The following is a 23,669-nucleotide window of genomic DNA, read 5'->3' on the forward strand; positions in this document are numbered from 1 at the left end:
TCTTTTCTAGCTTTTAGCTTTACACATCTGCTTGTAGTTGGCGTTCTTTTGTCGCTGCATTCACTTGCTCATCTGCATGATAGCTACTACGTACAAGCGGTCCTGCTTCACAATGCTTAAAGCCCTTTTCCATAGCAATTTTACGTAATTTACCGAATTCTATTGGTGAATAATATTTTTTTACAGGTAGATGTTTTTTCGTTGGTTGTAAATATTGGCCAATCGTCATAATGTCTACATTATTTGCACGTAGGTCATCCATAACTTCTAAAATTTCTTCGTGAGTTTCTCCTAAACCAATCATTAACGACGACTTCGTTGGAATGTCTGGTTGCATTTCTTTAGCTAAACGAAGAAATTCTAACGAACGTTCATATTTCGCACGCGCGCGTACTCTTGGTGTTAAACGACGTACAGTTTCGATATTATGATTTAAAATATCAGGTTTAGCATCCATTAAAAATTGGAGATTTTCCTTGATACCGCCAAGGTCAGATGGTAAAACTTCAACAGAAGTCAAAGGACTTTTGCGACGAATTGCACGTACCGTTTCAGCTAATACCTCTGATCCGCCATCTTTTAAGTCGTCACGAGCAACCATCGTAATAACAACATGCTTTAAGTTCATGATTGCTACAGAATCCGCTACTCGTTCTGGTTCAGCTAAATCTAGCTCATTCGGTAAACCTGTTTTTACAGCACAAAAACGACAAGCACGTGTACAAACAGATCCTAATATCATCATTGTAGCTGTACGGCGTTCACCCCAGCACTCATGAATATTAGGACAGCGTGCTTCTTCGCATACTGTATGTAGATTTTTTTCACGCATGAGCTTTTTTAGCCCTTTATATTCATCGTTCGTGTTTAGTTTGATTTTTAGCCAGTCTGGTTTTCTTAAATATTCTTCTTTTTCCTTGCTTGTAGGTTTACAAGATGTCATACAAATTTCGCCCCTATCAAAATTATATATTGTTAAATATCATCTACCTTCACTGTTGTCAATGTAACATAATATACGAACGGCAACAACTAACATTTACTATTCAAGCAACATTTCTAATCATAAGGTACAGGTACCTCAAGTGATGGCTGTGGCGCTTCGCTACCATTTGTATAAATATGTGGTACTGGTCCTCTTGTCAAACCCATTGCTACTGGAATATCTTGTGACACTGTAGAAGATTTACTTGCAAATGGAACAATTATTTGCACGTTTACCTCTATATGAATCCCTACCTCCACATAGGCACTATTAATGCCAAACTCTTGAATACTTGATGTAACATTGCTATGCACATTGCCAATTACATGAAAACGAATGGGTATTTTAGGTCCTAAATTTCCGAGCAATGGAATATTTGCAGCTTGCCCAAGCGGTACAAAGAAAACAATGCCGTCACCTTCTTGAATTTTATTAATGTCGTACTCTACGTTTTCTAATTCCGGCAAGTGTGCCAGCTCTCCTTGCTCAGCCTGTTCTAAATACATTTTTACAAGTTCCAAGGTTTCTGCACGGACACGATTAATAATTTCCGTATTAAATTTTGTCGTCACCATTTCAGACGCTCCTGGTGGTAAATCTTCGATAATATCATTGACGTCTAATACATTGGAAGTACGTGAATTGATAGCTTTACTTACAACATAGGAAGCTATTTTATTGGTTTGTACTTCTGCATATTGTAAGTAGGTGGGCATAAGACGTTCATTTAAAAAATACAAAAATAGCAATAAGCATACGATACTACTTACAATTAGCAAGGTTAAACGATTTAGCGGTAAACCTTTGTTACTATTTGTTCTTAATTTCATTCTTTTTCGAGGGAATAACAAAAAAATCTCCTCCTGTTCCATAACGTATGAACAGGAGGAGAAAATTATTCAACTTTCGATGGTACTACATAGTCCGTTTCAATACTTGAAATTGTAATCGTTGGGTAGTCCACTAAATTAATCTCATATGTAGCTGTTAATAATACATTATTTTCTTCAAAAACACGAATCCAAGGCAATGCGGCATTCAATGTATTTTGTTTGGATACAATACCTCTTCTTCCATCTGACAATTTTAAAATTACACCATTTGGATAGTGTACAACTGCCTTTTTTAACGCATTCACAATACGTGCATCATAGATGGTACCGGAGCCCGCTTCTACAATCGCTAATCCCTGTGATGGGAGCATTTTTTCACGATATACACGATTGGTTGTTACCGCATCAAAAACGTCAGCTACACCGATAATTTTGGCGAATGGATGAATTTCAAAATCAACTAAGCCACGTGGATAGCCACTTCCATCAATTCGTTCATGATGTTGGAAGGCACAATGTGCAACAAGCAAAGAAATAGAGTGTAAATTACGTAACAAATCAAAACCATATCTGGTGTGCATTTTCATGATTTCAAACTCTTCATGTGTTAAGCGACCTGGTTTTGTTAAGATGTCCTTCGGTACCATAAGCTTTCCGACATCATGCAGTAAAGCGCCAATACCAATTAAGCGCAAATCCTCTGCTGAATGTCCTAGCTCTTTTGCAATGGCTATTGAATAAAGTGTTACTTGAAAGGAGTGTTGGTACAAGTATTCATCGAATAAATAAGCATCTGTTAAAATTGTTAAAATTTCATTATTACCAGTTACAGCTGACAGTAGCTCATCCACAATGGATACAATCGCTTTTGATTGCTGATCAAGCACATAAGAGGCGTTAACTGCATTTAAACCATCTAATGATTGGAAAGAATCTTTAATGGTCGAGATTGTTTTATTTCGGACAGCAGGAGGAACGGTTTCCTTTACTTCAATTCCCTCTGAAATTTCGTCGTCAATATATAAATAATGCGTATTCAACTGTTGAAGTCTTTGAATAATACGTTCGTTAATGACAACGTCCTTCTTTAAAAGTGGATGACCCGCCTCATTCCAAATGGTTCTTCCTAATACCATTCCTTCTTTTAATACTTCGATTGAAATTAATCGCATGACTTCTTCCCCAATCCATTCTTAAAGCTTATTTTTATCTATTGCTTAAAGAACCTTTGCCCATAATCTAACATGATGTTTCGTAAAAAATCAGGTAAAATATATTTTTTCTTAGCATATTTAAAGCTTGGATAAAAGTAACCAAAAGTAAACATATCAAGTGTAACTAATTTATAAATACGGTCGCTATCTGCAATCTTACCATTAACAAGTATTTGTCGATCGTCATTCATTGCAAAACCGTAAAGTAGCATCTTACCAAAAATAACGCCCCTAAAGCCTAAACCTTTTAGCTCAATATAAGGCCATTCTTCATTTTTCGATTGCACTAAAATTTCTTTTAGTTCTGAAACCGACAATTCAATAGTACATAAATTAATTGGATGCGGAAAAATTTTATGCAAATCAAGGGCTGTAACAATTCCTTTTGGAAGGCTATCTAGAAAAATACCGGCATTAAACAATGCACCATCTGCACCACTTTTCTCTAAAATGGCCTGTGCAAATAAATGAGATAACTGCGAATAATGGAACCATTCTTTATTATAAGATTTTTCAGTTTTAAAAATAGGTTTATCTAGTAATCTTGTAGCTTTTTCTTCGAATGAAAACAGTATTTCTTGTTCGTTTTCAACCTCAGGCAAGTCCTTATTATGAATTAAAGTATCCTTTTTTTCAACAATTTTCCTCGTTTTTTTATCATACTCGACTACAAGATAGCCAGTAAATTGCCCATATTTCCCTCCACCTGTAAGCAGTACACCATTCACAAGTTTGCCATTAGGAAATACATGATGTGTGTGTGAACCAAATATCACATCGATGTCGGGACATTCTTCCGCTAAAAGCTCATCTTCAGTAATACCTAAATGAGACAAACAAACAACGATATCTGCTTCTTTGCGAAGTTGAAGAGCTAAACGGATTAATGTACTTCGTGCCTCATCCATCTGCCAATTTAGTTCCTTATAATAGATTTCAAACATTGCCGTCGCTGCAATAACTGCTATCTTTGTGCCATGTGTGGTCGTTAATACAACATATGGCTTCATCCATGTTGGGTTATCCCCTAGTGATGCATGGACATTCGCAACTACGACATCAAATGTAGCCTCATCATATAAATGATACAGCTCGTCATGAGACAATGTAATGCCTTCATTGTTTCCTATAGTCACAACATCATAGCCAGCTTCGTTTAATAATTGAATATTGCCCTGTCCAATTGTTGCCTCTGTATATATGTTTGAGCGATCTAAATGATCCCCGACATCAAATAAATAGCTTGTTTCTCCAATAGCCGCAAACTGTGCACGTTTTTCTTTCACATAGCTTTGCATGCGTGGCCAATACTTAAAATGACTGTGCAAATCATTCGTGTGAAAAATATGAATTTTTTCAAGCATTCAAGCCACCTCTTTTTTATAATAACCCATCAATTATTGAGCGAATTCCTAATAATAATAAAATAATTCGAAGTGCTAGCACAAGCGTATCTGATTTAATTCTTTTGTTTAATGCTGCACCAAGTTTTGCACCAATATATGCTCCTGGAATAACAGGTATCGTATACAGCCATGGGACATGTCCTAAATAAATATGACTAGCTGAACTAACTATTGACGATAAAAACACCATGAACATTGACGTCGCCACCGCCACATGTGGTGGAAATAAAAATAAAATAATCATGGCCGGTACAATCATTGAGCCACCACCGATGCCAAATAATCCTGAGGCAAAGCCAATTGCAAATGTGATTGTCACTGCAAACCAAATTGGATAACCGTAAACATATGTTTTACCAGATGCATCTGTAAATTGTTGTTTCATGCCCTTTTTCACAAACCATTGAACTGGTTTCAGTTTGTCACGCACAAGTAATATTGTCGCCAAAATAATAAGAAGAATGCCAAAATATAAGTTAAAGGAAGGCAAATCCAGGCCTTTGTTGACCCATGCGCCTAGCATGGTACCGGGTATACTACCTATAAAAAAAATAAATCCACTTTTATAATCAACCGTTTTGGATTTCATATAACTCAGTGTTGAAGCAAGACCTGTGAATATCATCATCACAACAGATAAGCCAACCACTTTCTGCGGTGTTAACTCCGGAATCATACCTAGATTTAACCCTATAAATAATGTTGCTGGCACTAATATAATACCGCCACCCAGCCCAACAAGAGAGCCGATTAACCCTGAAAGTATGGCAATAAAAACTAAAAGCAAAAATTCCATTATAGTTCCCCTTCAAACATATTTAATTGTTTCGGTGCCAAACCAATATCCTTAATTGCTAAGATTTCTTGTAATTGTTTTGCATTTTTTGCAGCATGTTGACCAGAATTGTTATTAAATAACACAAACAGCTCCTGCACCTGTGCTTGTAGGCTTTTAATATCTTGCCCCAGTTGCTGTAGTTCTTCCTGATTATAATCGTATAAAAAACGAACCTTGCGCCAATTTTCTGTATTGCCTGTATTGCGCCAGCCATGAATATTTCGCCCATGTATGCGTACAAGCGCTTTATTGGCGGTCGCTTCTGGATAAAATGGCACTGAGCCTACACCAGCCTGTGGTTCATCACAAATCGTATGAATAAACTGATGCTCTCGTAAAAAGTCTATTGTTTGCTGCACTACTTTGTCTGCGTACCAAGTCTGATTACGAAATTCAATTGCCACCTCAAAGTCCTTCAATTGCTGCCTAATATACAATAAATATTGTACATTTTTAGCCTGACAATCAAACCATGGTGGGAACTGTGCTAAAATCATCGCTAATTTACCATGACGTTTAAACTCATTCGTACATGCAATAAATGCATTAAACATATCATTTTTCGATTCAAATGGAATGTCTCCACGTAAATGCCCTGTCATGCCCTGATAGGCTTTTACAACAAAAGAGAAATGTTCTGGTGTATTTTCACACCATTTACGTACATTTTCTATAGACGGAATCGCATAAAAAGAAGTATCTACTTCTACCGTCAGAAAATGCCCCGTGTAATCGAATAGTTTTTCCTTTGAGGCAGTCACTCCACTATACAGTGAAGGATGATCGCCCCAGCCTGTTAATCCAACTCGAATCATGTGACTCCCTCCTCTATGTACATTATCATAGCACACACTTTCTGACTGCGAATGACCGTACAGCAAAAATGCGACTAAAGCTGAGTAGCGTTAGTCACATGTATTCTGGAGTCTTTATATTATTACTATATATAATACGTCTTCACATAAACTACAGATTGCAAGGTTATAATGTCTTCATGAGGTGATGTAATGATGAACTATCAAATTCTTGTAGTAGAAGATGACCAAGAAATACAAGAATTAATTACACAGTTTTTAATGACACAAAAATATACGATTGAAGTGGCATCAGATGGTTTAGAAGGGATGAAACGCTTTAATGCGCAATCCTTTGATTTAATTCTATTAGATGTAATGATGCCTAACCTGAATGGCTTTGAAGTAGCTAAAATGATTAGAAGTCAGTCAAATGTACCGATTATTATGCTAACTGCCTTAGAGGAAGAGCAAGATCAAATGCAAGGCTTTGATGTCGGAATCGATGATTATATAACGAAGCCCTTTTCCTTTCATGTTTTGATGAGGCGAGTCGAGGCTGTCTTGAGAAGAAGTTGTCATCAAAATACTGGAAATCAATTAAATTTTAATGAAATACGTGTCGATTGTGACGCCTATAAAGTATATGTTAATGATATTGAAATACCATTAACGACAAAGGAGTTTGAAATTTTGCAACTGCTACTTCAAAATAAGCAAAAAGTAATCACAAGAGAAATCATCGTAGAAAAAGTTTGGGGATACGATTATTCTGGTGAAACACGCATGATTGATACGCATATAAAAAATATACGGAAGAAATTAGATGTTCCCTGTATTAAAACCGTAAAGGGTATTGGTTATAAAATCGATGAATAGTATACTAAAACTTCTGAGGATGAAGAGGATTACCTATAAACTCTTTATCATAACCTCTCTCATCTTGTTAGCTTTTGCTGTCATGATTTATCTAACTCTATACTTCTTTCTTCCAACATTTCATGAGCAATATAAAACAAATCAGCTTCAATCAGGCATAGAAGAAATCATCTCTAAATCTAAGAATCTTACATTTAGAGATGCTATCCCACTCTTTGATGAATACGCAAAACAAAATAATGCCTTCATCTACCTTCAAAATAACGAAGAAACAATTGTTTATTCGCCTTCTTTCTTTGTTCAGGGTGGTACTCAATCAAAAGTGATTGCTAAAACGTCTCCAGTAAAGAATCCCGATATTACTGGTAATTCATATAATGCTACCATGCCTATTCAATTCAAAGATGGTAATTTAGTGCTAGTTGTGTTTGCAACTTTTCAACCTATTGGTGAAGCATCACAGGTCTTAGTACGTTTCCTTCCTTATATAAGTATCATTGTCTTTGTAATTGGTCTAGGAAGTGCTTATTTTTATTCCAGGTTCATAACAAAACCACTTATCTATATTAATGAGGGCGCACAAAAGCTGGCAAACTTGGATTTTTCAAAAGAAATCCAACTTCATTCCACGGATGAATTAGGGGAACTATCTAATAGCCTGAATGATATGTCAAAAAATTTACAACAAACCATGCTTGATTTACAAAAGGCCAATGAACAATTAAAAAGTGATATTGAAAAAGAGCGAGAAATCGAAATAAAACGCAGAGAATTTTTTGCAACGGTTGCCCATGAACTAAAAACACCGCTCACTGTTATGAAGGGTTACTTAGAAGGGATGATTTATAATATTGGCCCTTATAAAAATCGTGACCAATATTTAGAAAAAAATCATAAAATTATTGAAGAAATGGAGCTGCTAGTCCGCGAAATATTAAGTATGTCAAAACTAGAACAAGATACCTTTAAACTGAAATTGGGCGAAGTAAAACTTTTAGAATTGATTGATACATTGACAAAAGATCTCGGGTTTTTTGCTTCTCAAAAAAATATTACTATCATAAAACAAATTGCTCCTCATCTCTCAGTACGTACAGATTGTGATTTATTAGAAAAAGCCTTAAAAAACATTATTCATAATGCCATTATGTATTCCCCACAAGGAGAGTCAGTTTATATAGAGTTAACTGAGCACCCAAATCAAAATACTATCGAAATACAAGTTATCAATACAGGTGTCAAAATTAAAGAACAGGATATACAACAGATATTCGAACCATTTTATCGAATCGAAAAATCAAGAAACCGCAATACTGGCGGAAGTGGCCTCGGACTCTATATTGTACGGCAAATTTTTGATTCCCTTGCTATCACCTATTCTATGAATAATACCGATCAAGGCATACAATTTTCGATGACCATCCCTTTGTCCATTAAAGAAAGGATTACTGTTGATAAATGACTCGCAACAAAACATAGAAAAAATAAGTATTGTGTACTAACTAGCCTCCTCCTCACTTTCGTGTCGTGCGGGGTCTAGTTAGTTCTTGCTTCTGCAGGAGTCCCGCAGCTTTTCCCTCTCTCTTCAGAATCAAACTGCGTTGTCCGGTTAAGGTCGAACAAACTTAAAGAATGAACACACTCAACTTGGCATAAATACGTATAATCAAGCCGTTCCACAAGATCACTTAAGTACACTAGTTGATTGGAGCGCAGGCGGTGAGTGTGCTGATGGCACTCGCTTTTCGCTTCAGATCAAAACTTTCTGCGAAGAATAGCATGAGCGAGAAGGCCCCGCACAAGCGTAGCGACGAGGAGACTGAAACCATGCCCGCGAAAAGCGTCCACCGTAGCGGGAATCTACGGGTTCATATAAATACTTCTATTTAAAAAGAAAATAAGTCTGTAAACAAACTCTATTTTTTGAGTGTGTCTACAGACTGAACTATTTTTTATTAATAGTTGGTGCTCGACAACAATTTATTAAACTGATCTATATAGATCAGTTAGGAGACGCTGCTCCTGAAATAGTGCCATCTTGGTTTGGAGCGTCATTTCCCCGTTGTTCTGGTGACATTTCTCTTTGATTTGAAGAATACTCATCCCACTGTTCTGGTATCATTTTTTGATTTAGGTCATATTCTCCCCATTGCTCTGGCCTCATTTCTTCTGGAATTGGACTATACTCCTCAAACTGTTCAGGTTTCATCTCTCCTGGATTTTGTATCCTATTATCTTGCTGCATATTTGTTTCGCTAAGATTAGATTCTTCACTCCCATTTAAATTCACCAAATTCGTTAAAGAACCAATTACTATCCCCATAGACACTAAGCCAATGGAAAATGCTAGTTTTCCCCACATTGTTAACTCTCCTTTTTAAATTTTCTAGATTATCAAAAATTGTTTATATCGATTGGTTAGTTGGCCGCTAGTATATTTTAAAACCTTTATCAAAACGAGTTTTGATAAAGGTTTTATTATTAATTTTCCCTACAAACTTTTGCACACTAAATTTCTTTTTTCAAGAAACACTACTTTATCTGATTGTTTAGCTACTTCCTGAGAATGCGTGACAACAATGATGCATTTATTTTCGTTATGGGCTAGATTTTTAAATAACTCAACAATTTCCACAGAAGTCTTTTCGTCGAGATTCCCAGTCGGTTCATCAGCAATTAATAAATCTACATCGCTAGATAATGCACGAGCAATTGCTACACGCTGCTGTTGTCCACCGCTTAATTGTAATACCTTTCGTTTTGCTTCTACTTCCGTTAAGCCAACTTTTCCTAATAACTCTAGCGCTCTCCCCTTTTTATCTTTCACATTAACCCCTGTAATTTCCATTGCCGTGACTACATTTTGAAGAGCAGTCATATACGTAATCAGATTATATGATTGAAAGATTATCGAAACGTATTTATTTCGATAAGTATTTAGTCCAATTTTTCGTATATCTTTTCCTTTGTAGAGTACATGTCCTTCTTTAGGGTTATCTAATCCACTTGCTAAACTAAGTGCTGTTGTTTTTCCTGAACCTGATGGTCCTAAAATGCTATAAAAGCACCCCGCTTCAAACGTAAAATTCACATTCTCTAAAAGCGTGTTTTTCTTATTATTACTTTGATAATGGTATTGTAGATTTCTAAACTGTAAAATAGTATCCATTAGTCTCTCCTATTCATCTTTTAATAAAATTTCTTTTGGATTTAATCGAAGAATCGATAGTGCTGGAAGAAGTGTTGAGAACATCGCAATTAATAGACCTAATCCCCCTAAATTCAAGACATCTTGGGATGATATACTTACATCAATATTATCAATAGGATCCACCTCTTTGTTTTTATCTTGGCCATTCATCATGCCAAACGAGAACCCTAGATTATTTGATTCTTGTTGTTGCTCTTCAGCAGCACTAACTTCTTTCTGCAATAAACTGTCCCCCATTTTTTGAGATACTGTTTCACCTGTAATTATCGAAATGCCAAACGCTAATACAGCTACACATAATACTTCTACTAAAAGTTGCCCAACTAATTTTCTTTTTTTCTCACCAATTGCCAATAAAATCCCTAGTTCTTTCCGTCTTTCTTTTATTGTCAACATAATGATTAAACCTAAAATGATGGATCCACTAATGGAAACTAAGTATACGATCCACTTTGAAGTGGAGGCTATATTCTCAATAGGGCCTACCATTTTTTGATACAACGCATCATGTGCATCTAATTTAAATAAATCAAAATCAATAGTTGTGTTCTTCCCTTCTGCTTTAAAGTCCTCAATACTTTCGGGATCTTTTAAGAAGTAAATTGCTTCGGTAATTGTTGTATCATTGACATTATCATTTTCATTAAATTCTTTCATTGAATCATAATTAGCATACACTCTATTTGAAGGATGCATCATTGGTGGTAATGATTCCTCAAAGTTAGTTATGCCAGTATTTTTGTAAATACCTACAATTTCCAATTCCACTATCGAAACTTCATCAGATGATTTGATCTTTAACTTATCACCAACTTGAAACTCGTTTTGTTCTGCTAATCGTTCTTCAATCAGCACTACTTTTTTATTCTTATCTTCAGGTGTTATTGGTCGTCCCTCAACAATTTTATTTGTGCCCTCTTGAAAATCCTTCAATAAATCAGAACTTCTCACACCTTGAAAGAAAGTATCTGGCATTTTCATGTTGCCATGATTATTGCCCCCTACCGATCCTCCTACTGCCTCTCCACCTTTGTCAGCATTAATGGGTGTGTAACCATCCGCAACAAGCATCTCACTTTTTAGATAATTATAATTTTCTACGTATGATAATTTTGCTAATTGATCTGCTTCTTCTGCAGAAAGCTCCGGATGTTTTATTTTCCCACCTGGATTTTCTTCTCGCTGTTTCGCTACATTTTGCATCAGTTTTTCTTCGTCCAATCTAAGACTCACGTCAACGCCTAACTTTTGTCTAGCTAGATCATTTGCAGTCTTTGAGACATTTTGTATGGCAAATCCGGCTAATACTAAATTAGCAACAACTAAAAATACAGCAAATAAAATAAGCGATTTCCCCATTCTTGCTTTGACACTCAAAACTGCACGTTTGATAAAATTCATTTACATTACCTCCTTGATAGCTCTACTATATAGCAGCAATCTGAAGCTTATATGAAGATATGTCGAAGTTTATCTGGAGAAATCAAAGAGTTTATGTGAAGTGGTGTATAGCACTTTTTTTAATAAAGACTTCACTAGGCATAATAAAAAGCACCTTATAAAGTAAACTTTATTGTCTATGAACTGCTCCCTGTCAAGTAGACAGTGGAAATAATAAAAATGCTTTACGCGGCTTGAGACCTGAATTCCAAGGGGCTCAAGCTGTTTAATTTTTCTTGATAGCGCTCTGAATTATAAAACGAAATGTATCCTAAAATTGCTTTTTTTAGCGCTTCATATGTATCATATTTATTTAAATAGTATTTTTCGCATTTGAGCGTACCCCAAAAAGCCTCGATTGGTCCGTTATCGATACAACGTCCCACTCTAGACATACTATGTACCATCTCGGCATCATCTATCATACGTTTGAAAAGTTTTGAAGTATATTGATAACCACGATCGCTATGAATAAGTGGATGCTCATCCTCTTTTAATTTTTGTATGGCTAGTGTCATCGTTTGAAAAACAAGTTTATTGTTATTCGAGTGCCCTAATACATAACTCACAATCGAATTATCGTATAAATCAATAATGGCGCTTAAATAAGCCTTTTTACCATTCTCATATTTAAATTCCGTGACATCTGTACACCATTTTTGATTCGGTTTATCTGCTTTGAACTTGCGACTGAGTATGTTTTCTGCTACATAATCTGGATTCGATTTACGATATTTTTTTCGTTTTCGACGAATCACCGATTTTAATCGACACATTTTCATCAAACGATAAATACGTTTTTTATTTACCTTCGGTAAATCTACTTTTTCACGATGACGATTGATTGTAAGTGTGATGCGACGATATCCATAAATCCCATCTACTTGTGTATAAAGGTACTGAATTGATTCTAGAAGCTGTTCATTCTCGATTTCTCGTGCTGATGACTGACGGTTCAACCACTTATAATAAGCAGCACGTGTAACATCGGCAATTTCACATAATAAAATGATTGGCAGTGCTTCCTTCGCTGCTAATTCTTGAATGGCAATATAACGGCTATGTATACGGCTTTTACTTAACGACGCCTCCTTTCGATTTCCTCTAACTTTTTTAAGAAGAGATTTTCTGCACGTAATCGTTCATTTTCACGTTCCATACGCTGGATTTCTAAACGAAACTTGTCTTCAGTGCTTAACTCTTCTTCTAACTTTGTACGCCCACGGCGATCATGCAAGCCTAATTCCCCGTATTTTTCGAATTTTTTTACCCATTGATATACTTGTTGGTAAGAAACCGCATATTGTTCAGCTGTTACTTGATAATTCTTATCGTTGGCAATACAAACTTGTGCTATTTCAATGCGCTCTTGTACTGTTGTTTTTCTACCTTTAGTCATAGTTTGGCTCATTCCTTTACCCGAATCTTTTAATTCACTATGACTAGTATACTTTTTTATCCAATTCCTTAAAACCGATCTACTAGAAAGTCTATACTTTCTTACAACCTCTCTTAATGAAAATTCGCCTGAAAGATAGTCTCGGACAGCCGCTAATTTTAATTCCTTAGCATAACGATTCTGCTGGTTTAATCGTTCAAGACCCTCTTCTCCAAAATAACGATAATCATTTTGCCAATCTTTAATCGTATCACGATGCACTTTATATAATTCGGCAACTTCATTAAGAGTAAATTGGCCAGTATGATAAAATTTTAAAATCTCTAATTTTTCTTCTTTTGAAAAACTACACGTTCTCATAAAAAAATCTCCCCATTTGATAAACAGATTTTATTTTTTAATCTGTCTACTTAATGGGGAGCATACCACTACTTTATAAGGTGCCTTTACGTTGCATTTATTATTATTAAACGCTGTTTATATTAATAAAATTTCACAATATCTTCGAAAGGTAAAGAAGCCTTTTCCCCCGGTTGTTCATTTGGTTCACCAAATGGCATTTGTGCGATTAAGCTCCACTCACTTGGAATATCCCATGTTTGTTTTACTTCCTCATCGATAATTGGATTATAGTGTTGAATGGATGCGCCAATACCTTCAGCGGATAAAGACAACCATGTAGCGTATTGTAACATGGCACTTCCTTGATGAGACCAATATGGAAATTGTTCTTTATAGGATGGTGCGTTTTCTTGCATTTGTTTTATTGTTTCTTGATTTTCAAAGAATAGGATTGTTCCTACGCCCTCTTTAAATCCTTGTAATCTTTCGACAGTTGCTGCAAAATTTTCTGCTGGAACACGTAAACGTAGTGTTTCTTTGACAATATCCCAGAACTTGTTATGCTCCTTATCCATCACGACAATGACACGTGCACTTTGCATATTAAAGGATGATGGTGCATGTACAGCTGTTTTTAACACATCATTGATTCTTTCTTTAGTAATCGTTTCGTTTTTTTGCACTTTACGAATTGAACGACGGTTGATAATTGCTTCTTTTACATTTGTTGTAGTTACTGACATTTCTAAATTCCTCCAAAGTTTAATTAAAATTTTTACGATTGGCTTATATACTAATATTGCTTGGTAATTAGTAGCTATATCTTTTTCAACAGTTTGCAAATATGCGTTTATTTCTTTAATTGTTCATCAATGATTTGTGCTAATCTTTCTTTACTAGCTAATCCTTGTATCATTTCATCACCAATAATGAGCGTCGGTACAGCAGTAATGTTTGCTTCTTCATACGCATGTTTTAAAGCCTCTTGATGGACTTCACGGTACATTCCTAATAGTAATGCTTCTTTAAAATCATCTTTAGAGAGACCTACTTCGCTCGACAATTGTGTTAACACTTCAATGTCCTCAATATTTTGTTCTTCCTGAAAAAATGCTGTAAAGACTCTATGATGAAATTCATTCCCTTTTCCTTGTTGTTTTGCGAATTGATATCCTTCAAAAGCTAAATGTGTATATGGATGTGGGGAGACACGCGGCAAACGCATTTCAATCCCAAGCTTTTTCGCAGTAGGAAGTATAAAGGTATCCCAAGATCCTAATTTGTCGGGTTCTTTCCACGGATCAATCTTTGGATAAGGAGTAGGACGTAATTCAAATGGCATCCACTCAATTTCTACATCCTTCTCTTTTACAATGTCATCTAACGGGCCTTTTCCTAAAAAACAAAAGGGACAAATAAAATCCGAATAGGCTTTAATCTTTAGCGTCATTTTAAAACCCCTCACTTTCTCTTTTGGTTGTAACTAATTCGGTTACAACTGAGTCAAATTAATATGCATTCTAAATTGAATGCATTCTTTGTTACGGTTTGTTATGAACTTCATTTAATAAAGATGTCACTACTTTAGCTAAAACTTGCTCCATGGCCTCCTGTGCTTGAACCAAAATTAGTTCTAAAACAGTTTGAATATGTGCTCCTATAGGACAATTAGGATTCGGTTGTTCATGACAATGAAATAGGTTTTCTTTCTCAACAACTTCAACAGCTCGATAAACCTCTAATAATGTAATTAGCTGCAAAGCTTTACGTAAATGAGCTTCCCCCATTACACGACGCTATGAATTATGAGGTACAGACAGTTGATGGGTTTTGTTTAGAATGGATTAAATATGAACAGCCATTGTAAAACGACTACTAATTTTTATATATAGCACCTCCATCTGTAACTATTATAGTTACAGCTAAAATAGATGTCAATCATTTTATGATAAAAAAATTGTGATTGGTGATTTTACGCAAATAAACATAGAACATGGATTCTCTTGATATTGATAAAAACGAACAAATGTTGATGAAATTATCCAACTTATCTATGCTAAAATCAACTTGTTACATTGTCCAACTGCTTAATCATTAAACATGGTTAAGCAGTTTTTTGTTTTTTAAACTGCCCTGCCTTTTCTCGGTTGATAGTTTGTCAGTGGGCTAGCTTCCTTTAAAGTTGCCTAATTTATTGTTTGTTATTTAAGGCGATAATCTATTTACCAAAATAAAATCGAGCGCAATACACTCGACTTGTATAAAAAACACATTAATTGATAAATTTGTGAAAAAAAGAGCTTTCAGGACTATTTGTAAGTCACTGAAAGCTCCTCTTGTATACTAATTGTTGAAAGAAGTATTAACCAATACTGCCTTCCATTTCGAACTTGATGAGACGGTTCATTTCTACTGCGTACTCCATTGGTAGCTCTTTTGTGAATGGCTCGATGAAGCCCATAACGATCATTTCTGTCGCTTCTTCTTCAGAAATACCACGAGACATTAAGTAGAATAATTGTTCTTCTGATACTTTAGAAACTTTCGCTTCATGCTCTAAAGAAACATTATCATTTAAGATTTCGTTGTATGGAATTGTATCTGAAGTAGATTCGTTATCCATGATTAACGTATCACATTCAATGTTTGCACGTGCACCACTTGCTTTAGGACCGAAACGTACTTGCCCCATATAGGTTACTTTACCACCTTGTTTTGCAATCGATTTAGATACGATTGTTGAAGAAGTATTTGGCGCTAAATGAATCATTTTCGCTCCAGCATGTTGGTGTTGTCCTTTACCAGCTAAAGCAATGGATAACGTCATACCACGAGCGCCTTCTCCTTTAAGGATACATGCTGGGTATTTCATTGTTAATTTAGACCCAATATTGCCGTCGATCCATTCCATCGTACCGTTCGCTTCAACAACTGTACGTTTTGTTACTAAGTTGTACACGTTGTTCGCCCAGTTTTGAATCGTTGTATAACGGCAATATGCATCTTTACGTACAACAATTTCTACTACTGCTGAGTGTAAAGAGTTCGTTGTATAAACAGGTGCTGTACAACCTTCAACGTAGTGTACATGTGCGCCTTCGTCTACGATAATGAGCGTACGTTCGAATTGTCCCATATTTTCAGAGTTAATGCGGAAGTAAGCTTGCAGCGGTGTTTCCACTTTTACACCTGGTGGTACATAGATGAATGAACCACCTGACCATACTGCTGAGTTAAGAGCAGAGAACTTATTGTCAGAGTAAGGAATCACTGTACCCCAATATTTTTTGAAAATGTCTTCGTTTTCACGAAGTGCTGAGTCTGTATCTTTAAACACGATACCTAGATCTTCAAGATCTTGTTTCATGTTGTGATATACTACCTCAGATTCATATTGAGCGGATACACCCGCAAGGTATTTTTGTTCTGCTTCTGGAATACCTAATTTATCAAAAGTTGCTTTGATTTCTTCAGGTACTTCATCCCAAGATTTTTGTGTCGCTTCAGATGGTTTTACGTAGTACGTAATTTCATCAAAATCTAAATCGCCGAGTTCGCCACCCCATTGAGGCATTGGTTTTGCATAGAAAGTCTCAAGTGCTTTCAAGCGATATTCAAGCATCCACTTTGGCTCTTGTTTCATATTTGAAATTTCACGGACGATTTCTTCAGTTAAACCACGCTTTGAACGGAAAATTGATACGTCCTTGTCATGGAATCCGTATTTGTAATCGCCAATATCAGGCATTTTTTTAGCCATTATTTCTCCTCCGTTCACGAATTAATGTTGTACTGTATGCTAGTGTGTTGCCATCATTCCCTCGAGCATCTGGGTAAAAGCTAAAAGCTGCTTTCACTTTTAGGCTCTACAGCACTTTTTGGGGATACATAAGCAGTTTATTTTAGCACGTTTATTCTTTTACGCCTTTTTCCATTGCTTTCCAAGCCAATGTTGCACATTTAATACGTGCTGGGAATTGAGAAACACCTTGTAGTGCCTCAACATCCTCAAGGTCGTATTTGTCGTTGTATTCTTCGCCCATCATCATTTTAGAGAAAATGTCAGCAAGCTCTAATGCTTCCTCTACCTTTTTCCCTTTAACAATTTGTGTCATCATGGATGCGGAAGACATCGAAATTGAACAGCCTTCACCATCAAACTTCGCATCTTCTACCACTCCGTCAGTCACTTTAAGCGTTAAATGAATTCGGTCACCACAAGTCGGATTGTTCATATCAATCGTTACAGCATCGGTTTCTAGAGACCCTTTATTACGAGGATTCTTATAGTGATCCATAATGACTGAACGGTATAATTGATCTAAATTATTAAAAGACATCGCCAAAATACTCCTTCGCAGAACGCAACCCTGTAACGAGACGGTCAATATCTTCCTCTGAATTATACAGATAGAAGCTTGCACGCGCTGTTGCTACTTGTTGAAGACATTTCATTAGTGGCTGTGCACAATGGTGTCCTGCACGAACAGCAATACCATTCATGTCAAGCACTGTTGCTACATCATGTGGATGTACATCGTCTAGGTTAAATGTGACAAGTCCACAACGCTTTTGGGGATCTCGCGGCCCGAAAATTTTAAGTCCTTCAATTGTTTCAAGCTGATCCATTGCATAGCCTGCAAGTTTATGTTCATGCTCTGCAATATTATCAAGCCCTATTTCATTTAAGAAATCAATTGCAGCACCTAAACCAATTGCACCTGCAATTATCGGTGTACCGCCTTCGAACTTCCACGGCAGTTCCTTCCACGTCGAATCTTGAAGTCCCACAAAGTCGATCATTTCGCCACCAAATTCAATTGGCTCCATCTTTTCTAGGTGCTCTTTTTTACCATATAGTACACCTATTCCAGTCGGTCCGCACATTTTATGTCCTGAAAACCCTAAGAAATCTACATTTAAATCTTGCACATCGATTTTCATATGTGGCGCTGCTTGGGCACAATCTGCTACCATTACCGCACCATTTTCATGTGCAATTTTAGCAATTTCTTTAATAGGATTAATAGTTCCAAGAACATTTGACGCCATTGACACTGAAACTATTTTTGTCTTCGGTGTAACCGTTGCACGAACCGTATCTAAGTTAAGTGTACCATCTGCCTCAAGTTCAATATATTTTAATATAGCATTTTTTTCTTTCGCAAGTTGCTGCCAAGGAATAATGTTAGAATGGTGCTCCATGTGAGTGATAACAATCTCATCACCTTCAGCAACATTGGCACGACCATAACTAGATGCTACTGTATTTAACGCAGTTGTTGTACCGCGAGTAAAAATAATTTCTTCTGTTGTTTTAGCATTGATGAACTTACGAACCTTGTCACGTGCACCTTCATATTTGTCTGTTGCACGGTTTCCTAATGTATGCACACCACGGTGAACATTAGAGTTATCAAATTCATAATAATGCTTAATCGCTTCAATTACTTGAATAGGCTTTTGTGACGTTGCGGCACTATCTAAGTAAACAAGCTTATGTCCGTTGACTTCCTGATTTAAAATGGGGAAATAGCTTTTAATGTCTTTATTCATCATTAGCGAACTTTCCTTTCAATAACCTCCGTCAGTTGCTTTTGAACGCCCTCAATTGGTAATTGCGTAACAACTGGCGCAAGGAATCCATGGATAACAAGGCGCTCTGCTTCTGTTTTCGAGATACCACGACTCATTAAATAGTACAGTTGTAGTGGATCTACTCGGCCAACAGATGCTGCGTGTCCTGCTGTTACATCGTCTTCATCGATTAAAAGAATTGGGTTCGCATCGCCACGTGCTTTTTCAGAAAGCATTAACACGCGTGATTCTTGTTGCGCGTCTGCTTTTGTTGCACCGTGCTCAATGTAGCCAATACCGTTAAAGATTGATTGTGCTGCGTCTTTCATCACACCATGTTTTAAGATGTGACCATTTGAATTTTTACCCCAGTGACGAACTTCAGTTGTGAAGTTAAGTTTTTGTTCTCCGCGACCAACTACTACTGTTTTTGTATCAGCGTGAGAACCATCACCAATAAGGTGTGTAATATTTTCAGAAATTGTATCTGAATCATTCATTAAGCCAAGTGCCCAGTCAATTTTTCCATCACGAGCTAAACGTGCACGACGGTTAACATAGGTAGTATAACCTTTTGCTAAAACATCAACCGCACCGTAAGTTACTTGTGCATTATCTTGAACAATGACTTCCGCAATAATGTTAGCTTGACCTTGTGCTTCAGCAACTGTTGAAATGTATGTTTCTACATACGTTACAGCAGCATTTGCTTCAGCAACCACTAATACATGGTTATAAAGTGAAGCTTCTGCATTATCATTTAAGAATACCACTTGTAGCGGTTGTTCGATAATCACATTTTTTGGTACATAGACAAACACACCTCCATTAACAAGTGCTGCGTGTAGCGCTGTTAATTTATGCTCATCTACCTTCACTGCTTCGGTCATGAAATATTTTTTAATAAGTTCACCATGTTCACGTACAGCAGTTAACATATCTGTAAAGATAACACCTTTGTCAGATAGCTCTTGTGATGTTTTAATGAATGCTGGTGTGTTATTGCGTTGAATATATAAGTTTTCTTGTGCTTCAAGGTCAATTAAACCTTTAGCTTCTTGTGGAAGTGCATCAAGTGAAGCAAATCCTTCACTTTCTACTGTATGTGTTGGGAAGTTCATGAAATCCCATTTTGTAATATTTGTTTTATCTGGTTTTGGCATTTCTAAACCAGCTGCTTTGTCTAGTGCTGCCGCGCGAAGCTCTGTAAACCAAGTTGGTTCTCCATTAGCTTCAGAGAACGAGCGCACGTCCTGTACAGTTACAGGCAAGTTAATTTCCACTGTCATGCTAATTCGTCCTCCTTCTTATGCTTCTTGTTCTTCTGTTTCTTCTTCGATTCCTAGTTCTCTTTTAATCCAGTCATAGCCTTCTGCTTCTAAGCGTTGAGCTAGCTCTGCTCCACCAGATTTCACAACGCGACCTTGCATCATTACGTGTACATGATCAGGCGTAATGTAGTTCAGTAATCGTTGGTAGTGAGTAATCATTAAACAACCAAAGCCTTCTCCGCGCATTGCGTTAATACCTTTAGATACAACTTTTAATGCATCAATATCAAGACCAGAGTCGATTTCATCTAAAATGGCAAATTTCGGTTTAATCATCATTAATTGAAGAATTTCATTACGTTTTTTCTCTCCACCTGAGAATCCTTCATTTAAGTAACGTTGTGCCATATCTTCATGCATTTCAAGGTATGCCATGTTTTTATCTAATTCACGAATGAATTTCATTAGAGAAATTTCATCGCCTTCTTCACGACGAGCATTGATAGCTGAACGTAAGAAGTCTGCATTTGTGACACCAGCAATTTCAGATGGGTATTGCATTGCTAGGAATAAACCAGCTTGTGCACGTTCATCTACTTCCATTTCTAGTACGTTTTCACCATCAAGTTCAACGGTACCCGAAGTTACTTCGTATTTAGGGTGACCCATAATAGCAGAAGCTAATGTAGATTTACCTGTTCCATTCGGTCCCATGATTGCATGGATTTCATTTGTATTAATTGTAAGGTTTACGCCTTTTAAAATCTCTTTCCCGTCGATTTCAACGTGAAGATCTTTAATTACTAAAGTTGACATGAAATTACCTCCATAGTGTGTTCATTGAATGGGGAACCATTCCTTAATTATCATCATTCTAATCTTAACTGAAAATCGTTCTCTATGCAAACCATTTCAATCACTTTCCAGCTTCTCTAATGAAATCTTGCAAAACAAAGACTTTGAAAGCATTTTCAGTTTATTGCTAAAGGATACTGTCAATGAGAATCAACTTACTTCATTTTCAATAAAATATAACTAATTGAGAATGGATTTCATCTAGCTACATAGTGGAAACCTCGCAGGAAGCGCTAAATGTAGCGGATTTGTGACAATTATGCATAAACGACAATATCTATACTATATCCTTTTTCATTAGAATGGAATCAATAATAAGAAGAAAAATTATAGAGTACTAGTTCAAAAAAATTTTATCCGTTGTCATCCATCTATTTTGCTAGAAATAGTACTGATGTTTCACACAAAATACCGCCGAGTGTAACGAAAAACTAAGCAGCACTAAACATCTATTTAACTTTTATTTAGTTTATGTACATATTTACAATCATTTTTAATACTAAATATTATATAATTAAGATATAAACAATCGTATTTTTCGATAAATAGAGGTGAATATCTAGTGGAGTTACGTCAATTACGTTATTTTGTGGAAGTGGCTGAGCGTGAGCATATTTCAGAAGCCGCAGAACATCTTCATGTTGCACAATCAGCAATTAGCCGTCAAATTGCCAATTTAGAGGATGAATTAGGCACGCCACTTTTTGAACGCATCGGACGAAATGTAAAATTGACACCGATTGGAAGAACTTTTCTTGAACATACAATCACTGCTTTAAAAGCAATTGATTTTGCGGCCAAGCAGGTAGAAGAATATTTAGATCCAGCAAAAGGTACTATTAAAATCGGCTTTCCTACAAGCTTGGCTAGTTATGTACTACCAACCGTTATTTCGGCCTTTAAGCGTGAATACCCCGACTTACAATTCCAGCTCCGTCAAGGCTCTTATCGTTTCTTAATAGATGCTGTCAAAAACCGTGAGTTAAACTTAGCATTCTTAGGGCCGCTTCCACCAAAAGATGAGTCTATACAATCAACAATATTATTCACAGAAAATATAGCAGCTTTACTACCAGCAAACCACCCATTAGCGAAAAAAGAAAGTATCCAACTAGCTGATTTACGTAATGATTTATTTGTATTATTCCCAGATGGTTATATTTTGCATAAAGTCGCAATGGATGCATGTCGTGCTGCAGGCTTTTTACCAAATATCATTTCAGAAGGAGAGGACCTGGATGCACTGAAAGGCCTTGTTGCCGCAGGTATAGGAGTTAGCTTACTTCCCGAAAGCTCACTATACGATTCTGCTGCCCGCTTTACAATAAAAGTGCCAATTGAATCTCCTACTATACCAAGAACAGTGGGCATCATCTCTCCCGTTAACCGCGAAATTGCACCGTCCGAAAAAATATTCTTAGACTTCGTCAAAAACTTCTTTTCTCGTCTTTCGCAATTCCAATAAAAAAATCGCCCTATAGGGCGATTTTTTTGGGGAATTGCTAGTTGTCTATATTGTGGTTCTATCCGTCACTTTGACAACCCTATCCGTTATTTCGGATCATTTGGATGCTGCTCTGCAATCCAGTTAAGTGTTTCTGTACTCAAACCGCCTGCACGCCATAAAACAATCTCATTGTAGCTTTTCTTTTGCACATGGGTAATCCATTTTTCCAGTGTTTCTTGGTCCGCATACCAAACCTCATGCCTGATATTATTTTCATCTAAGAAATTAAAATACACAGCACTACTTCCTGCATCACGTTGTTTGACCGCTTTAGTTTTGGCTAATAATTGTTCTGCCTCTATCTCCGTCAATGCAATCGTTTGACCTTGTGCGACCCATTCGAACCCACCTGTTGCAAATGCAATTGCTAAGTTTTGATTGGACTTTTGAATTTTCTTCATCAATTCATCTAAAAATGTAAAGGTTGCCTTTGCTCCAGGGCCACTATGATATCCGTGAACATTATAGGCCATCACTGTATATTTAGGTCCATTTGGCAACTTCACGTCAAATGGAAAGCGTGGTTCTAATACAACATGTAAGGATACATTCTTTTTAGATAGCTGTTGATAGAGCTCCTCTAAAAAAAGTACATAGTTGGGAATATCTTCGTTCGTTACTTTTTCATAATCAATTTCAATCCCATTTATCTGATAAAGGTCAATTATTTGTATGATATTATCAATGTGTTTTTGCCTTGTAGCAGAGTCTTGTAACAATCTATGCAGTAATTTACTATCCTTCTGTACAGAAGCGGCGTTTTCTGTCACATAATCGTTGATTAACGTTAAAATAACATGATGTGTGTCATTAAACTGTTTATGCGTCTGACTCAACATTTCAATAGCATTATCCGTTAATAATAATTGATCGTTACTATTAAAATAAGCACCGAAAACACGAATATCTTCTAAGCCCTGTCTTGAGTTTTTAGTATCCTCGATTGCTGAACTCTTTTGCCACTCTGGTAACCACATTGATAATTGGAGTTTGTTTTTATTTTTCAACTCCTCTTTTGCTTCTACCGGTACCTCTTTGCTATTACTACATGCAGTTATAATTAGTAAGGCCATACAGATAAACCAAAAAAAATTTCTCACTTGGATTTAGTTTCACCC

General features: G+C 36.4%; 21 protein-coding genes and 1 pseudogene. 3 read left to right on the forward strand and 19 right to left on the reverse strand.

The features are described from left to right. Positions 1-19: 19 nt before the first annotated feature. The 6 genes from lipA to C9J31_RS18700 all read right to left on the reverse strand — a co-directional run bounded on the left by lipA (position 20) and on the right by C9J31_RS18700 (position 6,091). On the reverse strand, positions 20-943 hold the full coding sequence (lipA, locus tag C9J31_RS18675) for a lipoyl synthase (protein ID WP_107924151.1): 924 nt from the start codon (positions 941-943) through the stop codon (positions 20-22). A 116-nt stretch (positions 944-1,059) separates the two neighbouring features. Next, the gene (gene yunB, locus C9J31_RS18680) at positions 1,060-1,857 is read right to left on the reverse strand and encodes a sporulation protein YunB (RefSeq protein WP_107924152.1); all 798 of its coding nucleotides are present in this window, start codon (positions 1,855-1,857) and stop codon (positions 1,060-1,062) included. Between the two features lie 23 nt (positions 1,858-1,880). Then, positions 1,881-2,990 carry an HD-GYP domain-containing protein gene (locus C9J31_RS18685; RefSeq protein ID WP_107924153.1) on the reverse strand — a complete coding sequence of 370 codons (1,110 nt, stop codon included), beginning with the start codon at positions 2,988-2,990 and terminating at the stop codon, positions 1,881-1,883. 38 nt (positions 2,991-3,028) lie between these two features. Further along, a complete protein-coding gene (locus C9J31_RS18690) occupies positions 3,029-4,396 on the reverse strand; it encodes a bifunctional metallophosphatase/5'-nucleotidase (RefSeq protein ID WP_107951246.1) in 1,368 nt (455 codons plus the stop codon). Between the two features lie 16 nt (positions 4,397-4,412). Further along, positions 4,413-5,234, reverse strand: a complete 822-nt coding sequence (locus C9J31_RS18695) for a sulfite exporter TauE/SafE family protein (RefSeq protein ID WP_107951247.1) — start codon at positions 5,232-5,234, stop codon at positions 4,413-4,415. Continuing rightward, positions 5,234-6,091: a DUF72 domain-containing protein gene (locus tag C9J31_RS18700; protein ID WP_107924155.1), complete on the reverse strand. Its 858-nt coding sequence runs from the start codon at positions 6,089-6,091 to the stop codon at positions 5,234-5,236. Before C9J31_RS18700 ends, C9J31_RS18695 begins: the two co-directional genes overlap by 1 nt. Positions 6,092-6,283: 192 nt before the next feature. On the opposite strand from C9J31_RS18700, the gene C9J31_RS18705 reads away from it, so the two are divergent. Next, on the forward strand, positions 6,284-6,949 hold the full coding sequence (locus C9J31_RS18705) for a response regulator transcription factor (protein WP_107924156.1): 666 nt from the start codon (positions 6,284-6,286) through the stop codon (positions 6,947-6,949). Continuing rightward, positions 6,942-8,411, forward strand: a complete 1,470-nt coding sequence (locus C9J31_RS18710) for a sensor histidine kinase (protein WP_107924157.1) — start codon at positions 6,942-6,944, stop codon at positions 8,409-8,411. Before C9J31_RS18705 ends, C9J31_RS18710 begins: the two co-directional genes overlap by 8 nt. A gap of 540 nt (positions 8,412-8,951) precedes the next feature. Here C9J31_RS18710 and C9J31_RS18715 read toward each other — a convergent pair. The 12 genes and pseudogenes from C9J31_RS18715 to sufC all read right to left on the reverse strand — a co-directional run bounded on the left by C9J31_RS18715 (position 8,952) and on the right by sufC (position 21,005). Then, a complete protein-coding gene (locus C9J31_RS18715) occupies positions 8,952-9,311 on the reverse strand; it encodes a hypothetical protein (protein ID WP_107924158.1) in 360 nt (119 codons plus the stop codon). Positions 9,312-9,440: 129 nt separating this feature from the next. Then, positions 9,441-10,118, reverse strand: a complete 678-nt coding sequence (locus tag C9J31_RS18720) for an ABC transporter ATP-binding protein (RefSeq protein ID WP_107924159.1) — start codon at positions 10,116-10,118, stop codon at positions 9,441-9,443. A 9-nt stretch (positions 10,119-10,127) separates the two neighbouring features. Beyond that, positions 10,128-11,561, reverse strand: coding sequence for an ABC transporter permease (locus C9J31_RS18725; RefSeq protein ID WP_107951248.1), 1,434 nt, complete (start codon positions 11,559-11,561; stop codon positions 10,128-10,130). A gap of 224 nt (positions 11,562-11,785) precedes the next feature. Continuing rightward, positions 11,786-13,359 (reverse strand): IS3 family transposase gene (locus tag C9J31_RS24365; protein ID WP_420798456.1). Its coding sequence is split into 2 segments (ribosomal slippage): positions 11,786-12,717 and positions 12,717-13,359, totalling 1,575 coding nucleotides; the frame shifts between segments, so codons are not numbered across the junction. A 122-nt stretch (positions 13,360-13,481) separates the two neighbouring features. Then, positions 13,482-14,084, reverse strand: a complete 603-nt coding sequence (locus C9J31_RS18735; RefSeq protein WP_107949185.1) for a nitroreductase family protein — start codon at positions 14,082-14,084, stop codon at positions 13,482-13,484. Positions 14,085-14,191: 107 nt separating this feature from the next. Beyond that, on the reverse strand, positions 14,192-14,791 hold the full coding sequence (locus C9J31_RS18740) for a DsbA family oxidoreductase (protein ID WP_107949187.1): 600 nt from the start codon (positions 14,789-14,791) through the stop codon (positions 14,192-14,194). A 91-nt stretch (positions 14,792-14,882) separates the two neighbouring features. Then, positions 14,883-15,227 (reverse strand): annotated as a pseudogene (locus tag C9J31_RS18745) (Rrf2 family transcriptional regulator). 476 nt (positions 15,228-15,703) lie between these two features. Next, a complete protein-coding gene (gene sufB, locus C9J31_RS18750) occupies positions 15,704-17,101 on the reverse strand; it encodes a Fe-S cluster assembly protein SufB (protein ID WP_107924161.1) in 1,398 nt (465 codons plus the stop codon). Between the two features lie 151 nt (positions 17,102-17,252). Beyond that, a complete protein-coding gene (gene sufU, locus C9J31_RS18755; protein ID WP_054767603.1) occupies positions 17,253-17,681 on the reverse strand; it encodes a Fe-S cluster assembly sulfur transfer protein SufU in 429 nt (142 codons plus the stop codon). Then, positions 17,671-18,900, reverse strand: coding sequence for a cysteine desulfurase (locus C9J31_RS18760; RefSeq protein ID WP_107949189.1), 1,230 nt, complete (start codon positions 18,898-18,900; stop codon positions 17,671-17,673). The genes sufU and C9J31_RS18760 overlap by 11 nt, the downstream gene beginning before the upstream one ends. After that, positions 18,900-20,207: a Fe-S cluster assembly protein SufD gene (gene sufD / locus C9J31_RS18765; protein WP_107924163.1), complete on the reverse strand. Its 1,308-nt coding sequence runs from the start codon at positions 20,205-20,207 to the stop codon at positions 18,900-18,902. The genes C9J31_RS18760 and sufD overlap by 1 nt, the downstream gene beginning before the upstream one ends. 18 nt (positions 20,208-20,225) lie before the next feature. Then, positions 20,226-21,005 carry a Fe-S cluster assembly ATPase SufC gene (gene sufC, locus C9J31_RS18770; protein WP_107949190.1) on the reverse strand — a complete coding sequence of 260 codons (780 nt, stop codon included), beginning with the start codon at positions 21,003-21,005 and terminating at the stop codon, positions 20,226-20,228. 601 nt (positions 21,006-21,606) lie between these two features. Here sufC and gltC point away from each other — a divergent pair. Beyond that, positions 21,607-22,509: a glutamate biosynthesis transcriptional regulator GltC gene (gltC, locus tag C9J31_RS18775; RefSeq protein WP_107949192.1), complete on the forward strand. Its 903-nt coding sequence runs from the start codon at positions 21,607-21,609 to the stop codon at positions 22,507-22,509. Between the two features lie 86 nt (positions 22,510-22,595). Here gltC and C9J31_RS18780 read toward each other — a convergent pair whose 3' ends face one another. Further along, positions 22,596-23,651, reverse strand: a complete 1,056-nt coding sequence (locus C9J31_RS18780) for a glycosyl hydrolase family 18 protein (RefSeq protein WP_244854829.1) — start codon at positions 23,649-23,651, stop codon at positions 22,596-22,598. Between the last annotated feature and the right edge of the window lie 18 nt (positions 23,652-23,669).

It is taken from the genome of Lysinibacillus parviboronicapiens (assembly GCF_003049605.2).
Taxonomy (GTDB): Bacteria; Bacillota; Bacilli; order Bacillales_A; family Planococcaceae; genus Lysinibacillus; species Lysinibacillus parviboronicapiens.